This is a genomic window from Vibrio cincinnatiensis (assembly GCF_022113815.1).
GTDB lineage: Bacteria > Pseudomonadota > Gammaproteobacteria > Enterobacterales > Vibrionaceae > Vibrio > Vibrio cincinnatiensis_A.
Genome location: NZ_SGOM01000001.1, coordinates 534,932 through 551,356, shown reverse-complemented (window position 1 = coordinate 551,356; position 16,425 = coordinate 534,932). Strand labels below are relative to the sequence as shown.

Below are 16,425 nucleotides of genomic sequence, written 5' to 3'. Positions count from 1 at the left end.
ATCAACAAGGAGGCTTGAGTATGAGCAAAACCATTTTAGTCGTGGATGACTCTGCGGCTATTCGTCAAGTTGTAAGCTTGGCTCTTAAAGGAGCGGGGTATCAAACCATTGAAGCGATGGATGGTGCAGATGCTTTGCGAAAAATACAAGGGGTCAAAATTCATTTGGTGATCAGTGATGTCAATATGCCCAATATGGATGGTATTACTTTGTTGAAAGAGTTGAAAAAACAACCCACCACCAAATTTACCCCCGTTATCATGTTGACCACTGAATCTGAAGCAGCCAAAAAAGATCAGGGACGCTTAGCCGGAGCCAAAGCATGGGTTGTGAAACCATTTGTCCCAGACCAAATGTTGGCAGCTGTGAATAAATTGATGCCTGCCTAGGAGGCTTTACATGCAGTTACTCCAAGAAAATAGTGAGCAAGTTCAGATCGCCTTATCTGGTGAGTTAACCATTTATCAAGTGCATGCATTGTATGAATTTCTTACACCTTGGGTTGAAAAAAACGGTGATCTGTTACTCGATATTGAACAGGTTACCGACCTAGATACCAGTACCATTCAACTATTGTTAATGATTCATAAGGTGAAAAGACAACAGCATCAACGTTGTGTGTTGCTCGGAGAGAATCCATTGCTGCATCAAGTAATAGAGAAATTGGGGGTTAATAGTATGGTGAGTCGGTTGGTGGTGCAATCAAACCTAAAATAAGGATAAGGGTATGAAGATGGATCCGATGCTATTAGCCGCTTTAGAGACTTATTATACCGAAAGCCGCGAGTTACTCGAGGCGATGGAACTGGATCTACTGGAACTGGAAGCGGGGAATCATGATGAACTGGCAGAAAGACTCAATGCGATTTTCAGAGCCGCGCATACGGTAAAAGGTTCGGCAGGTATTTTTAATTTAGATTCGATTGTTCATTTTACGCATAAAGTCGAAAACTTATTGGATCAATTAAGATCAATGCCATCGTCACTTTCTGATGAGGTGATTAGCTTATTGTTTCGTTGCCGAGATCATATGTTACGGCTATTGGATGAAGCACAGTATCAGCAAGTTGATCATCAAGATAATGCACAAATCAGTGCACATTTAATGGCAGAACTGGATCAGTATCTGACGCCATTTTCGGGTGCGAAGACTATTGAAGAGGAGAAGATTGAACCGACAAAAGCTCATTCTCCCAGTGCAACATCATTATCCACTTACTTCCTTTTTATCCGATTTCCTATAACAGCCTTACAAGATGGCATGGATCCGCTCTCCTTTTTTACCTATTTGGTTAAGTTGGGAGACATCGAGAACATCATTCTAGATGATGGTGGGCTACCTGAAGAATGGCAAGCATTTGATCCAGAAAACCACTACTTATGTTGGCAGTTATCTTTGGTTACCCACGCAGCGATCAATGAAATAGAGGATGTTTTTGAATTTATTCGTGATGAAGGTGATATTTGGATTTTTACCGCAGAACAGTACACCCCTGAATATATGGCAACTCTGCAGCAACGAAGTCCGAACAACCCACCTCATCTTCATTATTGCGGTTTATCTGAGCGAGAGTCACTTCACGCTACTTCGGTAATAACTCCCGAGTCAGAACTGTCGATCAGTGCCTTACCGACGGAAAAAGAACAAAGCCGCCCACCGAAAGCATGCACAGAGGCGAACCTTCGTGATTCAAAAAGTTTACGGGTTGATGCCGAAAAACTGGACACGTTAATTAATCTTATTGGGGAATTGGTTACCGCAGGTGCTGGATGTGCTCTACAAGCTAGCCACTATGCTGATAGCGTAATGCAAGAATCCGTCTCTTGCTTAAATGGACTTTTAGAAGAAGTAAGAGATGCGGCACTTAAATTAAGAATGGTGCCCGTTGGATCCACCTTTATTCGTTTCCAACGTGTGGTGAGAGATGTATCGAAAGAGTTAGGCAAAGAGATTCAACTGGTTATTCATGGCGCGGAAACGGAACTGGATAAATCAGTCGTTGAGAAAATTGGTGACCCCCTAATGCACCTTATCCGTAATGCGATGGATCATGGGATAGAGTCTCCTGAACATCGAAAAGAGTGTGGAAAGGCTTGTGAAGGGAAAATCACACTCAATGCTTATCATGATTCAGGAAATATCGTGTTAGAGATCAGTGATGATGGAAAAGGGTTAGATACAGAAAAACTCCGTCTTAAAGCGGTGGAAAGAGGCTTAATTGATGAACAGAGTGTCCTCAGCCGAGAAGAGATTTACCAACTGATTTTTGAGCCGGGTTTCTCGATGGCCAAAGAGGTATCGAACCTATCCGGTCGAGGTGTGGGAATGGATGTGGTTCGTCGAAATATTCATGAATTACGAGGTCGAATTGAAATAGAAAGTGAAGCATCAATTGGAACCACTATTCGGCTAATTCTTCCGCTAACCTTAGCCATTATTGATGGCTTTTTGGTGGAAGTCGGGCAAGAAGAGTTTGTTGTGCCGTTAGATTCCGTCAAAGAGTGTGTTGAACTGAATCATCCGTTGGAAAAAACAAAGGGAAAAGTGATCCATCACCTCAATTTAAGAGGAAATGTTTTACCGCTCATCGACCTACGCAAACAGTTTAATCTAAATCAGCGGCCTCCACGGCGACAAAACGTTGTTGTTGTACAAACCGGAGGGCATATGGCCGGATTAGTTGTTGACCGATTATTGGGTGAGCTGCAAACCGTTATTAAACCTCTTGGACCTATTTTTACCAATATTGAAGGTATCAGTGGCTCAACGATTTTAGGAAATGGGGATATTGCACTTATTCTTGATATTCCAAGTTTAACCCAGCAAATCATGCAGAAAGAAGCTCAGCAATTTACGGTGCACTAGCAAAAACTGTTGTTTGAGAAGTATAGGAAAACCTGATTTATCAGATTAAGAACATGATGTTCATTTAAATAAGGAATCTGGCAATGTTTAAGGATCTCTCAGTAAAAATTAAGCTCAGTTTATTAATTGGGCTATTAGGTATTCTGTTGATTGGTGTCGGTGCCGCCGGCTTATATGGAATGGGGAAAATGGTCGATGGACTAAAAATGGTCTATCAAGATCGAACCATCCCAATCGGTCAATTGGGAGAGGTGAAAGCCAGGTTCTTAAACAATCGTATTGCCTTAGCATTTGCCCAGCTTTATGACGATAAAGAAAATATCAACGCGCAAGTCGCTTTGGTGGAAAGTAATTTAAAACGGATCGATGATATTTGGACGCAATATGTCAGTACTGCGTTAACGTCAGAAGAAACTCGTTTAGTCACTCAGTTTGAACAGGATAATCAAGCTTTTGTTGCTCAAGCGATTGAGCCGACCTTGGTTGCATTACGAGCGAATGATATTGCTACGGCAACCTTACTCGCGGCACAGAAAGTTCGCCCTCTTTATACACCTGTGGCGCAAGTGCTTGATCAACTGATTGAGCTACAAATCCAAGAATCCGCCAATGAATATCAAAGAGAAACCGTCCTCTACGCCACGTTGCGTATGGTTTCGATTTCTTCGATTGCGATTGGCCTCATTCTGGCTTTAAGTTTTGGCGTTGTCATTATTCGTGGCATATGTGGTCCATTGGAAAGTGCCGTTCGACTTTCTCAACAGCTAGCAAAAGGGGATTTAACCGCCAGTATTGAGGTGACCAGTAAGGATGAAATGGGGCGCTTATTAGCAGCCATGCAACAGATGGTTCGGAAAATTTCACAAATCGTGGGTGAAGTGAATGGTGCGAGTAACGCGCTGGCTTCCGCTTCAGAGCAAGTGTCTGCAACAGCTCAAAACTTAAGCCAAGGAGCGAGTGAGCAGGCAGCTAGTGTGGAAGAAACAACCTCATCGATAGAACAGATGTCGGCGTCAATAGCTCAAAATACGGAAAATGCCAAAGTAACCAATGGCATTGCCAGCAAAGCAGCCCAAGAAGCGCAAGAGGGTGGTGACGCTGTAACAAAAACAGTGGCTGCCATGAAATCCATCGCAGAAAAAATCAGTATTATTGATGATATTGCGTATCAAACCAATTTATTAGCTTTAAATGCTGCGATTGAAGCAGCTCGCGCGGGGGAGCATGGCAAAGGGTTTGCGGTCGTTGCCGCAGAAGTGCGTAAACTCGCTGAACGTAGTCAAGTGGCTTCACAAGAAATTGGTGAGGTCGCTAAAAATAGTGTGGCGTTAGCAGAACAAGCGGGAATGTTATTAGAAGAAATTGTCCCTTCGATTCAAAAAACAGCCGATTTGGTTCAAGAAATTAATGCTTCCTCAATGGAACAAGCCACCGGAGCATCACAAATAAATCAGGCTATGGAGCAGCTAAATAGTGTGACGCAGCAAAGTGCTTCCGCTTCAGAAGAGCTAGCTTCAACTTCCGAGGAAATGAGCAGTCAAGCTCAGCAATTACAACAATTAATGACATTCTTTACTACGGAACATTCCCATGAAATTCGGACTGAGAAAAAAGCCTATAAATCACTTGTAAAACCGCTGCATGATGCATCTATACAAGTTGATGATGATGCTGATTATGTACGTTTTTAGGAGGCAGAAATGACAGCATTAGCCGTAACTCCCAATGGCGAGACACAAAACAATGATCAGCAATATTTAACGTTTTTACTGAATGGCGAAATGTATGCGTTTGCCATCCTGAATGTAAAAGAGATTTTGGAATATGGGAAAATTACGCCTATTCCCAGAATGCCTAAATTTATTCAAGGCGTTATTAACCTTCGTGGTGAAGTGGTTCCTGTGATCAATCTTGCTCATCGTTTTCATATTGAAGCTCAGCCAATTACCAAACGATCTTGTATTGTGATTATTGAAGTTGAAACTGAGAATCAGCGCCAAGATTTAGGCGTTTTGGTCGATAGTGTTTCTGAAGTAATTGATATACCTGGGGAAAATTTAAGAGCGGCTCCCTCTTTTAGCTGCCAAATACGCATTGATTTTATCCGAGCTATGGGGCAATTGCAGGATAACTTTGTCATCATTCTTGCTGAAGATAGAGTGCTTTCTGTAGAAGAGTTAGCCATGGTTGAGAAAGTGACTAACGAATTAGTGGGTGGTTGAAAGGAGGGCATATTATGCCGTTTCTTGAGTCTGTTTATCGAGAATGTTATCTACCGCAGAATTTATCTGATCAAACATTTGTACGCTACCAGCGTTGGCTGTATGAAAAAGCGGGCATTTATCTCAATGATGGAAAAAAGTCATTAGTGATGGGGCGGCTTGGCTCTCGTATTCAGCATTTGAGATTGTCTGATTGGGATGCTTATTTTGATTTTTTTTCCTCATCCGCTGAGAGTTCTGCCAAAAAAGCCGAACAACAAATGGTGATTGATTTATTGACCACCAACGAAACCTATTTTTTTCGGGAAGAAGCACACTTTTCCTTTATTCAACACGAGATTATTCCTAAATATGCTAAACGACCGCTTCGTTGTTGGAGTGCTGCGAGTTCCTCAGGAGAAGAGGCCTATTCATTAGCCATGTTGTTAATGGAGCACGGTTTGCAACCTTGGCAAATTTTAGCGACGGATATCAGTAGCCGAGTATTAGAAATGGCTCGACATGGTGTCTATCCTCTCAGCCGGAGTACCAATATACCTCACCACTACTTACAAAAATATTGTCTTAAAGGGATAGGGGAAAGAGCCAATGTTTTTAAAGTTAGCCGAGCATTGCGTGAAAAAGTGAGTTTTCAGTCGGTTAACTTACAAGATAACTTAGCGCGTTTCGGTCATTTTGATCTTATTTTACTTCGTAATGTCATGATCTACTTCGATATACATTCTAAGCAAAGGGTCATTGAGAATATTCAACGTCAGCTTAATGTAGGCGGATATTTATTTATTGGACATGCAGAGACTCTTCAATCGGTTCGATCGTCTTTGAAGCTGATTTCTCCTTCCATTTACCAGAAAGTGTAGAGCTTACCCATACGTGGTGAGGCAAAAACATGATGGGCAAAATAGATAAATTAGGGCTGTGTGATGACATCTCACAAAATTAAAGTGTTAATCGTCGATGATTCCGCTGTGGTTAGGCAAGTTCTTAGCCAAATGTTATTAGGGCAGCCAGATATTGAACTATTACCCGCGGCGGCAGATCCTATTTTTGCGATGAAACGTATGCAGAAAACATGGCCTGATGTGATGATTTTAGATGTGGAAATGCCAAGGATGGATGGTATTACCTTTCTCAAGAAATTGATGGTAGAGCGACCCACTCCCGTTATTATTTGTTCAACACTCACTGAACAAGGTGCGCAAATAACCTTAGATGCCTTACAAGCTGGGGCGGTAACGGTCATTACTAAACCTAAAATGGGTTTAAAAGGATTCCTTGAAGAGAGTGCCAACCAAGTGTTACAAGCGGTTCGTTCTGCGGCCAAAGCACAACTGAAAAATTTATTCACATCTCGCTCAGGTCAATCACTACCAGTAAGTAGCCGAGCGACCCCCTCAATGAATCCATGGTTAAGCAGTGAGAAAATTGTAGTAATAGGAACCTCAACCGGAGGAACACAAGCGTTAGAATATATTTTAACTCGTTTGCCTGCGCATGCTCCAGGCATTGTGATTGTTCAACATATGCCAGAAAAATTTACCGCAATGTTTGCTGAACGCTTAAATAGCTTGTGCCAAATTACCGTGAGTGAAGCAAAAACAGGGGATCGCGTACTAGCCGGCAGCGCTTTGATTGCTCCTGGAGGAAGGCATACAAAGCTTATTCGAAGTGGGGCACAATATAAAGTTGAAGTGTTTGATGGCCCATCCGTCAACCGTCACAAACCTTCCGTGGATGTATTATTTCGTTCAACGGCTCAGCAAGCAGGGAAAAATGCATTGGGAATCATTATGACGGGCATGGGAGATGACGGTGCGAGAGGGTTAAAAACCTTATTTGATGCAGGGGCTATGACGGTTGCTCAAGATGAAGCCACGAGCGTGGTTTTTGGTATGCCAAAAGAAGCCATTGCTCTGGGCGCAGTACAGCAAATTAGCCCATTATCAGGCATCATCAAACATATTTTGGAGCTAAAAGTGAAGAACTCAGCATGAGAAATCGCTGAAAAATAATTATCCATCGAAAATACAGTTGATAATGAGAGTTTTTATCAATAACATATCACCATTCTTTCGTGGTAACAGATGATGATGATGAATTTGATAAAATCCAGCCTAATACTGCTTTCTGCGGTCTCTGTGCTGCCTTCTAACGCAAGTACACTGGATGACGCTAAAGCGATACAAAACCGCACGAATAGTCATTCAGCAACGAGTCAGAAAAAAATCGATAAAAGTTCAGCGCAAACCCTAGCTCTTCAAGCTGAAATTGAGCGTTTGAATGAAGAAGTGAAAAATCTCACTATTTATCGAGATCACCTGTCATCTTTGGTGGTTAGCCAAGAGTCTGAAATGGCCAGCCTTGAAGAACAAATTACCGATGTCCATCAAACTCGACAGGGTATTGTGCCGTTGATGTATCGGATGCTTGACGGATTAGAAACCATTATCGATCAAGATAAACCGATTCGTCTTTCTGCCCGCCAAGAGCGTTTATCTCGTTTGAAATCTTTGATGCCACGCGCGGATGTCAGTGATGCTGAAAAGTATCGCCGCATTCTAGAAGCCTACCAAATTGAAATGGACTACGGATCAAAACTCGGTGTTTATCAAGATAGCATCACGCTCACAGAAAATGAGCGCATTGAAGCGGATATTCTCTATTTAGGCCGGGTTTCTTTAGTGGCTCGTAATCTTAATGGCACTCGTTATTGGTCTTGGAATCAAAAAAATAAGCAGTGGCAACCATTGTCTTCAAAAATGAAAGGTGACATTGATACGGCTTATCAATTGGCCTATCAGCAAATTGCGCCAACGCTACTTAATTTACCCGTATCACTTACAGCAGCGGAGGAAAAACAATGAAACTGACCCGTTGTATTTCTATTTTAGGGCTGACGGTTACTTTTATTTCTCCTTCGTTTGCTGCAACTGGACTTGTTGAGAAAGCTCAAAGTGAGCACCGTGTTCAACGTTCACATGATAGCCAACGCGAAGCCGGCTTTTTACAGACAGAGAAGTCACTCAGGGAGCAAAAAAATACACTCCTTGCTCAACGTAATCGTTTACAAGAGGAAGCGGACAAATTGTCTGCTCGTTTTAGTAAAAACGAAAACAGTCTTGCTCGTTTAGAAGAAAAATTACGTCTCGAAACCGGGAGTTTAGGCGAAATATTTGGTGTTGTTCGTCAAAATGCCAAAGAGCTGCAAGCCACTCAAATGGCTTCGGTCACAGGCGTCGATCGCCAACATTATGCTCATATTGTTGAAACGATTGTGGCCGCTAAATCGCTTCCGTCAATGAAACAATTGCAGGGGTTGTGGCAAGCGATGGAAGAACAGGTCACAGCCAGCGGTGAAGTGAGCCACAGCTCCGTTGCGTTTATTGATGGGGAAGGCCGCCAGCAGCAAGTGGAGGCGATTCGTTTAGGAGCATTAGGGCTTGTGACCGAGCAAGGATATGTGAGTTGGAATTCCCAGCGCCAAGATGCGGTTGCGTATCAACAGCAACCGAATAATGCCCCTCGCTACTCTTCTCTACGGGCGTTACACCAAGGTAGTATGGAAAATGTACTGCTTGATCCCTCTCGTGGTTTGCTATTGGAACAACTCGCGCTTGCTCCAACCTTGAAACAACGACTCGAAGCCGGTGGCGTAATAGGTAAAATTATTTTGCTCTTACTTGGTGTGGGGCTGATTATTGCAGTATATCGCGGTATCACGCTTGCGATCGCTCGACAAAAAATACAGCAGCAATTGAAAAATCCACATCAGGTTGGCAACAATCCGCTAGGTCGTGTGCTTTCGGTCTATAACAAAGAACAAACTCGTAGTGTCGAAGCATTAGAACTGCGTTTATTGGAAGCGGTGGTGGATGAACAAACTGGGCTGGAAAAAGGGCTTTCCATGCTGAAACTGCTTGCTGCCTTGGCACCAATGTTGGGGTTACTGGGAACGGTAACAGGGATGATTGAAACTTTTCAGGTCATTACTCAGTTTGGTAATGGTGATCCTAAAGTGATGGCTGGGGGAATATCCATGGCATTGGTGACGACAGTTTTAGGTCTTGTTGCCGCCATGCCTTTATTGTTGGCGCATAATATACTCAGTTCTCAGGCTGAGAATATTCGGACTATTTTAGAAAAACAAGGCATTGGTTTAGTCGCTGAACAAGCTGAACGTGAAAGTACAAATACCGATGCGAATAAAACCGTCAGTCATGCTGCGTAAGGAATCAATATGAACCAAGCTGATGGATTATTTTCTTTTGCCAGCCTATTTATGCCTCTGTCGGAGTTTATGGCTCAAGGGGGAACCGTCCTTTGGTGGTTGGCAGCGATCGTTGCCATCTGTTGGCTGTTGGTCATTGAACGTATTCTGTACTTGGCTTTTACTTTTCCGAAGCAGCGTAAGCAGTGGATTACGTCGTGGCACCAGCGTAGTGACCATCACTCTTGGTATGCGCATGCCATCCGTTCCGGATGGATAGGGCAAGCGCATATTCAACTAACGCAATACTTAAATATTATTAAAGTGTTGGTAGCGATTTGCCCCATGCTTGGATTACTAGGCACCGTAACGGGCATGATTTCTGTGTTTGATGTGATGGCAACACAAGGCAGTAGTAACCCTAAATTGATGGCTTCCGGTATTTCATTAGCCACGTTACCCACAATGGCAGGCATGGTGGCTGCTTTAGCGGGCATGTTTATTCATGCTCGCCTTGCAAAAACTTGCCGTTTGTGTGAATTAAAACTTGAAAAATCATTAAGGAGTCAGTGATGAGACTGGGTCGACATTCATCGAATCAAGAAGAAGCACAAGTTGATCTCACCTCGATGTTAGATATTGTTTTTATCATGCTGATTTTCTTCATTGTCACCAGCTCTTTTGTCCGAGAATCCGGCGTTGAAGTGAATCGTCCATCGGCGGCGAATGTTGCTGCACAAAAAGATGCCGGTATTTTTGTGGCCATTACGGCCGCCAATGATATCTACATTGATAAAAGACAAATTGATGCGGAAAGGGTGCAAGCTACGTTAGAACATTTATTGCTTGAGCAACCGGAAGCTTCACTGGTTATTCAGGCCGATGAGCATGCCTATAATGGTACGGTGGTAAAAGTGATGGATGCAGCAAAGGGGGCGGGTGTAAAAAACATTGCTCTGGCGGCGGAGAAGCGTGGATGAGGCGTTTATTACTCGCAATGCCTTTTGCTGCAGCGGTTTCCGTCGGTTTATTTGCGTTTATGGCTTGGATGGTGAATAACGATGGATTGCGTTCGCCACAACAAAGTCCATCACTGAGTTTTAATATGGTGATGGTGGAGCAAGAACAAGAAGTACAACGTCGTCAACGAGCGGTTCCTGAACAGCCACAAGTACCAGAGCCACCACCAAAAGCGCCTGTTTCTCAACAGCAAAGTACCATGACCAATACGTTAACTCCAACCAGTGTACCGTCATTGGGGTTAGACACGGCCATTAATGGTATTGCGATTAACGCCCCCACTTTTGGTGACTTTGGAGCGAATCAGCAAGCATTGCCTTTGTATCGTGTTGAGCCGAGTTATCCGGCTCGTGCCTTAAAGCGTAATATTGAAGGCTATGTTGTTTTACGGTTCACAATTGATGAAACAGGTAGGCCGACCGAGATTGAAGTGCTAGATGCTAACCCAAGGCGGATGTTTGAGCGCGAAGCGATGCAAGCATTACGGAGTTGGAAATATCAACCCAAACTGTTAGATGGCAGTGCAGTTACTCAGCCAGGCCAAACAGTAAAACTGGAGTTTAAGTTAGCCAAATGATCAGACAATTTATCCTTTACCTCATGTTGCTGGGTTCTGCTTCATCATTCGCGAGTGAGCTTAGCCCTTATGCTGCGAATAAAGCCTTGCAAGCAAACCAGTTTGCTCAAGAAGAACGATTTGGAGAGGCGATTCGTTTGTTAGAGGAAACCCACTCAACTCGCGCTTATGATAAAGCTTATTTAGCTCGCATGATCGGGGTGTTTTATTGGCAAAATGAACAGCTAAAACCGGCGATAAAATCACTGAATAATGCGGTCAATAGTGGTGAGCTACAGGATGAACAGGGCTGGACAACTAGACGTATGTTGGCTGATCTCTTGTTGATGGATAAACAATATCAGCAGGCATTACCCCATTACTATCAACTCACCAAGCAGGTGCCTTCCAATCAAAATGCTCATGAGTTATGGCTAAGAATTGGTCAGCTTCATTACCAATTACAGCAGTGGAAAAAAACCTTAGAAGCTATGGCACATTATGACCGCTTTCAACGCCCTGATGAGATCACACCATTATCGGTCAAATTAGGGGCCCAGTTGCAATTAGAACGCTGGTCTCCCGCGATTGATACACTGAAAAGGTTGATTACGCTAGAGCCAACGAAAAGTAGTTGGTGGTTGCAACTTGTTAGCCTTGAACTACGTACTGGTCAGCAACAAGAAGCGTTAAACAGCTTAGGGTTGGCTAAATTACAAGGTGTTGAACTTAGTCAGCAAGAATTGAGATTGTTAGCCCAATTGTATGCTCAAAATGGTATCCCAGAACGAGCAGCACAATTATTAGTGCAGTTATCGACACCAAACAGTGATATTGAACTGCTCACTGAGTGTGCAACTTATTGGCAAAGAGCAAAAGAGTGGGATAAAGCCATTGAAACTTGGTTGATCGCCGCTAAGAGAGAAAGTCAATATTACTGGAATGTGGCCTTACTGCAGAGCCAGCAAGGGGAGTATCAGCAGGCATTAGTTTCTTTAGATCAAGTTAAAGATAGTCAACGTCAACCAGAGATAGCTCTCGCCAGAGCTCGAATTTTATATAAGTTAAATAAACTGGATGATGCGTTAGCACAAGCGAAGAAAGCTCATCATTTAGAGCCATCTAAAGAAAGTAAAGGGTGGGTGAATTATCTCTCCCAGCTGAGAGCGATTGACGCACGACAAACTTCCTAATCATAAAAGGCGCAACTTATCAGGTATGCGCCTTTCTTTTCCTATTCGATCAATAACTAAAACCCATTAGCGGTTTGTTTCTTTTCTCTCTATCCTTGTTCTAATCTATTCATGGGGCTGGGTAATGCTCAGTTCTCATAGGCTTGAGCAAGAAATAAAGAGGAGTCTTATTGTGTCAGGTAAAAAAGTACTGGTTGTTGAAGGGGGAGCCATGCGCGGTATTTTTGCCTGTGGTGTGTTAGATGCGTTCATGGAAGAAAACTACCGACCTTTTGACTTTGTGATGGGAGTGTCTGCTGGTGCATCTAACTTAGTTGGTTACTTAGCTCATCAGCCCCAGCGTAGCTATCAAGTGTTCACTGAACTGGCAACCAGTAAACGATTTTATAATCCGGGACGATTCTTACGGGGCGGAAGTCTCGTTGATGTTCGATGGCTTATTGATGAAGCGAACGAACATTATCCTATTGATGAAGAACGTTTATTCTCATCGATTCCTTTCTTTGCTGCGGCAACAAACGTTAAAACAGGCAAAGCTGATTATTATCAAGTTACACGGGATAACTTTTTGACAGCCATTGAAGCAACGTCAGCACTGCCTTTAGTGTATAAAAATACCCCATGCATTTCTGGTGGATGCTATACCGATGGTGGTGTTGCCGACTCTATCCCTGTTAAAGAAGCGTATCGCCGTGGGGCCCGTGATATCACGGTGATCTTATCTCATCCGCAGAGCTATACCATGAATAAACCAAGGAGTGAGTGGATGGTGAAGAAACTTTTTGCTCGTTATCCACAAGTAGCCAACTCGATTGTACATCGTTCAGAAAAATACAATGGCTCACTACAATTTATTCATCATCCTCCACAAGATGCCAATATTCAGGTTATTGCGCCACCAGAAAATTTTGCCGTTAAGCGGCTAACGATGAAAAAGCCACTATTGCAGCAGGGTTATCAGATGGGACTTAACGCAGGAAAGCAGTATTTACAGTCTGTGGAGAAAAAATGTGAACTTGTTTGACAAGATCATCATCTTTACCTGTGATATCAATAATTATCAATCAGTCCTTGCGGGTTTAGACGATGATTACCAAGAAGATCGTGAACAGTGACACAGTTATCTAATGATTTAGAAACAAGAAAGTCTTATCTGGTGTGAGAAGGCTCGTAGCTCATCATAAATCATAAGATCGTCATCGTGTGATTTCACATACTTTTCCTTATGCATCATCAAACATTCAGTCAGAAGAGGAAAGGAAAAGTGCATTTAAAACTCTCGCTCATCACGCTGTCACTATTGGCGGTAACTCCAATATATGCTGCTGACCTCCAGGCTCAGCCGATACCACTCCTTCAGGCCAATGAGTATCGGGAAGGTATAGCGTTAGAGCAATACTGGCAAAGTGAAAAATTAGATGGGATTCGTGCCATATGGAATGGCACACAGTTAGTGACTCGTACTGGCAATCCGATTTATGCTCCGAAATGGTTTACATCTGCACTACCTGAGTTCCCGGTAGAAGGAGAACTTTGGGCAGGTAGAGGTCGATTCCCTCTGGTTCAACAAACGGTACTCGATCATCATCCATCCGATACTGCGTGGCAGCAGATTAAGTTCATGCTGTTTGATTTGCCGACTTTCGCGGGGCATTATCAAATACGTTATCAAAGATTAATTGCGCTAACATCCACCATTTCTCAAGAACATATTCAATATATTCAACATGATCCCATTGCATCAGAAGAGGTTCTACTCAATGATCTTGAGCAAATTTTTGCTTCAGGAGGCGAGGGGTTGATGTTGAGAAAAATGACATCCTCTTATACCTCGGGGCGAAATGATGATTTGCTAAAACTAAAAAAACACCAAGATAGTGAAGCGCGAGTTGTAGGATATAAGATGGGAAAAGGTAAATATCAGAATATGGTTGGGTCACTTTTAGTGCGAAATAAAGACGGTGTCGAATTTGCGTTAGGGAGTGGGCTGAGTGATTTTTTACGACAACAACCGCCAGAAATAGGTTGTGTGATCACTTATCGATTTAATGGAGTGACGGACTCAGGCAAGCCTCGTTTTGCTCGCTTTATGCGTATCAAAGAATCTTGTGCCAATGCTGAGGTTTTTACCTTTCTCTAAGGGCTGTTTTAAGCAATACCGCGATTTATTGAGGATAAACGCGGCATTGCTTAATCATGGTGCCTATTATTTAGTCGCATAATGCATTTGAACATCATCATCTTGGTGTTGCATCCAATACAAACGCAGCCCCAGCATGAGTGCAGCAGAACTTAGCCCAACAATGAAACCAATCCAAAAACCGCTGGCACCCATTGGCTCAACGATCCAATCTGTCATGGCTAATAGATAACCCGTTGGCAGGCCTAATATCCAATAGGCAATAAAGGTGCGGTTGAAAATGGCTGCCATATCTTTATAGCCACGTAGAGCTCCTGCTGCAACAACTTGAATGGCATCCACACACTGATAAATACCCGCTAAAATCAACAATTGCATCGCCATAGTAATAACCGTGGGGTTATGTGTGTAAAGTAAAGCGATTTCTTCTCGGAACAAAATGGTAAACATTGCGGTAAATAAAGAGGCGACGACCCCAACTAGCAATCCAACATTAGATGCGATCGCTGCTCCTCGTAAGTTTTCTTCGCCCAGGGTATGACCTACGCGGATAGAGACTGCGGCGCCAATACTCATGGGTAAAACAAAAACCAGTGAAGAAAAGCTTAACGCTACTTGATGTGCAGCAACAACCAGTGGACCTAATGGCGCGACCAGTAATGCCACCGCGGCAAAAAGCGTGACTTCAAAAAAGAGTGCAGCTGCCACTGGAAAGCCGAGTTTAAACAAGCGCCGCTGAGCTTGCCACTGGGGAGCGTGAAAGGTAGCAAATAGTTGAATACGTGCAAGTCGGTTTGAAGTCACCACATAAAAAAGAAGCATAAGGAACATCAACCAGTAAACGATGGTGGTAGCGACACCACATCCTACGCCACCAAGAGCTGGTGCGCCAAATTTTCCGTACACAAAAATCCAGTTTAGTGGAATATTGAAAAGCAAACCTAAAAAGCCAATGACCATGGCTGGTTTGGTGAGTGACATCCCATCAGTAAAACTGCGTAAGGTTTGGAAAAGAAGAAAGGCGGGAACGGCAAACATCACGGCATACATATAACCAATCGTTTTTTCTGCCATCAAAGCTTCAACATCCATTAAACTTAAAATGGTTTTTGTTTGAAATAAAACGAGAATAATGGGGATAGATACCCACAACGCTAGGCTTATTCCTTGTTGTATTTCAAATGGAATTCGTTCTTGTCGACCTGAACCATTTAATTGTGCGACAACAGGAACCAGTGCCATTAGTAAACCGATACCAAACAAGATAGAAGGTAGCCAGATACTGGCAGCAATAGAGACTGCTGCCATATCCGTTGCACTCACCCCGCCCGCCATCACCGTGTCGACAAACCCCATCCCGGTTTGTGCAATAGAGGCAATTAATACCGGCGTCGCCAATTTAATTAAGGTCGACGCTTCTTTTTTATAACGTTGCACTGTTTTCTCCGCAAAGACGATGCGCTGAACCACAGAAAAGGCTCAGAGTTTGGTTATATAGCTAAGGAAAATGCCATGATATTACGTAGTACTAGAGAGAATGATAAAGAAATGTCACACTAAGCACCATGAAAATCTATCGGAATTACAAAATGTTCACGGGTATTGTACAAGGGACCGCAAAAATTGTCTCGATTGATAAAAAAACACAATTTCAGACACACATTATTGAGTTTCCTCAAGGGCTTAGTGATGGTTTAACCCTTGGTGCTTCTGTGGCCCATAATGGGTGCTGTCTAACGGTGACCCAAATTGATGGCCAACACGCGGCGTTTGATTTAATGCAAGAAACTTTGGCGGTAACCAACCTTGGGACACTGCAAGTTGGGGATGAAGTGAATATTGAGCGTGCGGCAAAATTTGGTGATGAAATCGGTGGTCACTCAATGTCTGGCCATATCAGTGATATGGCAACATTAGTGGAGGTTATTGAATCAGAGCACAATAAAACACTCTGGTTTGAACTGCCTACTGCTTCAATGAAGTATGTGTTAGCAAAGGGCTATATTGGCCTTGATGGTTGTTCATTGACCATTGGTCAAGTAGAAAGCAATCGTTTTAATGTTCACCTTATTCCGGAAACGTTACAACGTACATTATTTGGACGGCGTCAGGTCGGAGACAAAGTGAACGTTGAATATGACCCTCAAACACAAGCGATTGTTGATACGGTTGAACGTATTTTGATGACTAAGTTTGGCGACAAATGGGCTTAACAGGTTGT

Annotated in this window: 17 protein-coding genes; 16 read left to right on the top strand and 1 reads right to left on the bottom strand. The window is 43.1% G+C overall.

Annotation, left to right across the window (positions count from 1 at the left end; genetic code table 11):
* Window positions 1-20: 20 nt before the first annotated feature.
* The 15 genes from EXA13_RS02595 (at window position 21) to EXA13_RS02525 (ending at window position 14,204) form a co-directional block, all read left to right on the top strand.
* Window positions 21-389 (top strand): response regulator, encoded by a 369-nt coding sequence (locus EXA13_RS02595; protein ID WP_238131727.1) that lies wholly within the window; start codon window positions 21-23, stop codon window positions 387-389.
* A 10-nt stretch (window positions 390-399) separates the two neighbouring features.
* Window positions 400-717: an STAS domain-containing protein gene (locus EXA13_RS02590; protein ID WP_238131726.1), complete on the top strand. Its 318-nt coding sequence runs from the start codon at window positions 400-402 to the stop codon at window positions 715-717.
* Window positions 718-727: 10 nt separating this feature from the next.
* Window positions 728-2,866, top strand: a complete 2,139-nt coding sequence (locus EXA13_RS02585; RefSeq protein WP_238131725.1) for a chemotaxis protein CheA — start codon at window positions 728-730, stop codon at window positions 2,864-2,866.
* Window positions 2,867-2,949: 83 nt separating this feature from the next.
* On the top strand, window positions 2,950-4,557 hold the full coding sequence (locus tag EXA13_RS02580; protein WP_238131724.1) for a methyl-accepting chemotaxis protein: 1,608 nt from the start codon (window positions 2,950-2,952) through the stop codon (window positions 4,555-4,557).
* A 9-nt stretch (window positions 4,558-4,566) separates the two neighbouring features.
* Window positions 4,567-5,088 (top strand): chemotaxis protein CheW, encoded by a 522-nt coding sequence (locus EXA13_RS02575; protein WP_238131723.1) that lies wholly within the window; start codon window positions 4,567-4,569, stop codon window positions 5,086-5,088.
* 14 nt (window positions 5,089-5,102) lie between these two features.
* Window positions 5,103-5,948 carry a CheR family methyltransferase gene (locus tag EXA13_RS02570; RefSeq protein WP_238131722.1) on the top strand — a complete coding sequence of 282 codons (846 nt, stop codon included), beginning with the start codon at window positions 5,103-5,105 and terminating at the stop codon, window positions 5,946-5,948.
* A gap of 63 nt (window positions 5,949-6,011) precedes the next feature.
* The gene (locus tag EXA13_RS02565) at window positions 6,012-7,082 is read left to right on the top strand and encodes a protein-glutamate methylesterase/protein-glutamine glutaminase (RefSeq protein ID WP_238131721.1); all 1,071 of its coding nucleotides are present in this window, start codon (window positions 6,012-6,014) and stop codon (window positions 7,080-7,082) included.
* Between the two features lie 99 nt (window positions 7,083-7,181).
* Entirely contained in the window at window positions 7,182-7,952 is a 771-nt protein-coding gene (locus EXA13_RS02560) for a DUF3450 domain-containing protein (RefSeq protein WP_238131827.1), read from the top strand.
* Window positions 7,949-9,316, top strand: a complete 1,368-nt coding sequence (locus tag EXA13_RS02555) for a MotA/TolQ/ExbB proton channel family protein (RefSeq protein ID WP_238131720.1) — start codon at window positions 7,949-7,951, stop codon at window positions 9,314-9,316. The genes EXA13_RS02560 and EXA13_RS02555 overlap by 4 nt, the downstream gene beginning before the upstream one ends.
* A 9-nt stretch (window positions 9,317-9,325) precedes the next feature.
* Window positions 9,326-9,868 carry a MotA/TolQ/ExbB proton channel family protein gene (locus tag EXA13_RS02550; protein ID WP_238131719.1) on the top strand — a complete coding sequence of 181 codons (543 nt, stop codon included), beginning with the start codon at window positions 9,326-9,328 and terminating at the stop codon, window positions 9,866-9,868.
* A complete protein-coding gene (locus tag EXA13_RS02545; protein WP_238131718.1) occupies window positions 9,868-10,275 on the top strand; it encodes an ExbD/TolR family protein in 408 nt (135 codons plus the stop codon). Before EXA13_RS02550 ends, EXA13_RS02545 begins: the two co-directional genes overlap by 1 nt.
* Window positions 10,272-10,892: an energy transducer TonB gene (locus EXA13_RS02540; protein WP_238131717.1), complete on the top strand. Its 621-nt coding sequence runs from the start codon at window positions 10,272-10,274 to the stop codon at window positions 10,890-10,892. The genes EXA13_RS02545 and EXA13_RS02540 overlap by 4 nt, the downstream gene beginning before the upstream one ends.
* Entirely contained in the window at window positions 10,889-12,064 is a 1,176-nt protein-coding gene (locus tag EXA13_RS02535; RefSeq protein WP_238131716.1) for a tetratricopeptide repeat protein, read from the top strand. The genes EXA13_RS02540 and EXA13_RS02535 overlap by 4 nt, the downstream gene beginning before the upstream one ends.
* 172 nt (window positions 12,065-12,236) lie before the next feature.
* Window positions 12,237-13,088: a patatin-like phospholipase family protein gene (locus EXA13_RS02530; protein WP_430794455.1), complete on the top strand. Its 852-nt coding sequence runs from the start codon at window positions 12,237-12,239 to the stop codon at window positions 13,086-13,088.
* A 240-nt stretch (window positions 13,089-13,328) separates the two neighbouring features.
* Complete coding sequence (locus tag EXA13_RS02525; RefSeq protein ID WP_238131715.1) at window positions 13,329-14,204, top strand: DNA ligase; 876 nt, start codon at window positions 13,329-13,331, stop codon at window positions 14,202-14,204.
* A gap of 66 nt (window positions 14,205-14,270) precedes the next feature.
* Here the strand turns inward: EXA13_RS02525 and EXA13_RS02520 are convergent, their stop codons facing one another.
* Window positions 14,271-15,641 (bottom strand): MATE family efflux transporter, encoded by a 1,371-nt coding sequence (locus tag EXA13_RS02520; RefSeq protein WP_238131714.1) that lies wholly within the window; start codon window positions 15,639-15,641, stop codon window positions 14,271-14,273.
* 152 nt (window positions 15,642-15,793) lie between these two features.
* On the opposite strand from EXA13_RS02520, the gene EXA13_RS02515 reads away from it, so the two are divergent.
* A complete protein-coding gene (locus EXA13_RS02515) occupies window positions 15,794-16,417 on the top strand; it encodes a riboflavin synthase subunit alpha (protein WP_238131713.1) in 624 nt (207 codons plus the stop codon).
* The last annotated feature ends 8 nt before the right edge of the window (window positions 16,418-16,425 follow it).

What these genes read in the sequence shown, in the direction of transcription:
- EXA13_RS02565 (WP_238131721.1), top strand. Translation starts at nt 6,012, where the DNA reads ATGACATCTCACAAAATTAAAGTGTTAATCGTCGATGATTCCGCTGTG.
- EXA13_RS02560 (WP_238131827.1), top strand. Translation starts at nt 7,182, where the DNA reads ATGAATTTGATAAAATCCAGCCTAATACTGCTTTCTGCGGTCTCTGTG.
- EXA13_RS02550 (WP_238131719.1), top strand. Translation starts at nt 9,326, where the DNA reads ATGAACCAAGCTGATGGATTATTTTCTTTTGCCAGCCTATTTATGCCT.
- EXA13_RS02580 (WP_238131724.1), top strand. Translation starts at nt 2,950, where the DNA reads ATGTTTAAGGATCTCTCAGTAAAAATTAAGCTCAGTTTATTAATTGGG.
- EXA13_RS02555 (WP_238131720.1), top strand. Translation starts at nt 7,949, where the DNA reads ATGAAACTGACCCGTTGTATTTCTATTTTAGGGCTGACGGTTACTTTT.
- EXA13_RS02575 (WP_238131723.1), top strand. Translation starts at nt 4,567, where the DNA reads ATGACAGCATTAGCCGTAACTCCCAATGGCGAGACACAAAACAATGAT.
- EXA13_RS02590 (WP_238131726.1), top strand. Translation starts at nt 400, where the DNA reads ATGCAGTTACTCCAAGAAAATAGTGAGCAAGTTCAGATCGCCTTATCT.
- EXA13_RS02585 (WP_238131725.1), top strand. Translation starts at nt 728, where the DNA reads ATGAAGATGGATCCGATGCTATTAGCCGCTTTAGAGACTTATTATACC.
- EXA13_RS02515 (WP_238131713.1), top strand. Translation starts at nt 15,794, where the DNA reads ATGTTCACGGGTATTGTACAAGGGACCGCAAAAATTGTCTCGATTGAT.
- EXA13_RS02545 (WP_238131718.1), top strand. Translation starts at nt 9,868, where the DNA reads ATGAGACTGGGTCGACATTCATCGAATCAAGAAGAAGCACAAGTTGAT.
- EXA13_RS02535 (WP_238131716.1), top strand. Translation starts at nt 10,889, where the DNA reads ATGATCAGACAATTTATCCTTTACCTCATGTTGCTGGGTTCTGCTTCA.
- EXA13_RS02570 (WP_238131722.1), top strand. Translation starts at nt 5,103, where the DNA reads ATGCCGTTTCTTGAGTCTGTTTATCGAGAATGTTATCTACCGCAGAAT.
- EXA13_RS02595 (WP_238131727.1), top strand. Translation starts at nt 21, where the DNA reads ATGAGCAAAACCATTTTAGTCGTGGATGACTCTGCGGCTATTCGTCAA.
- EXA13_RS02540 (WP_238131717.1), top strand. Translation starts at nt 10,272, where the DNA reads ATGAGGCGTTTATTACTCGCAATGCCTTTTGCTGCAGCGGTTTCCGTC.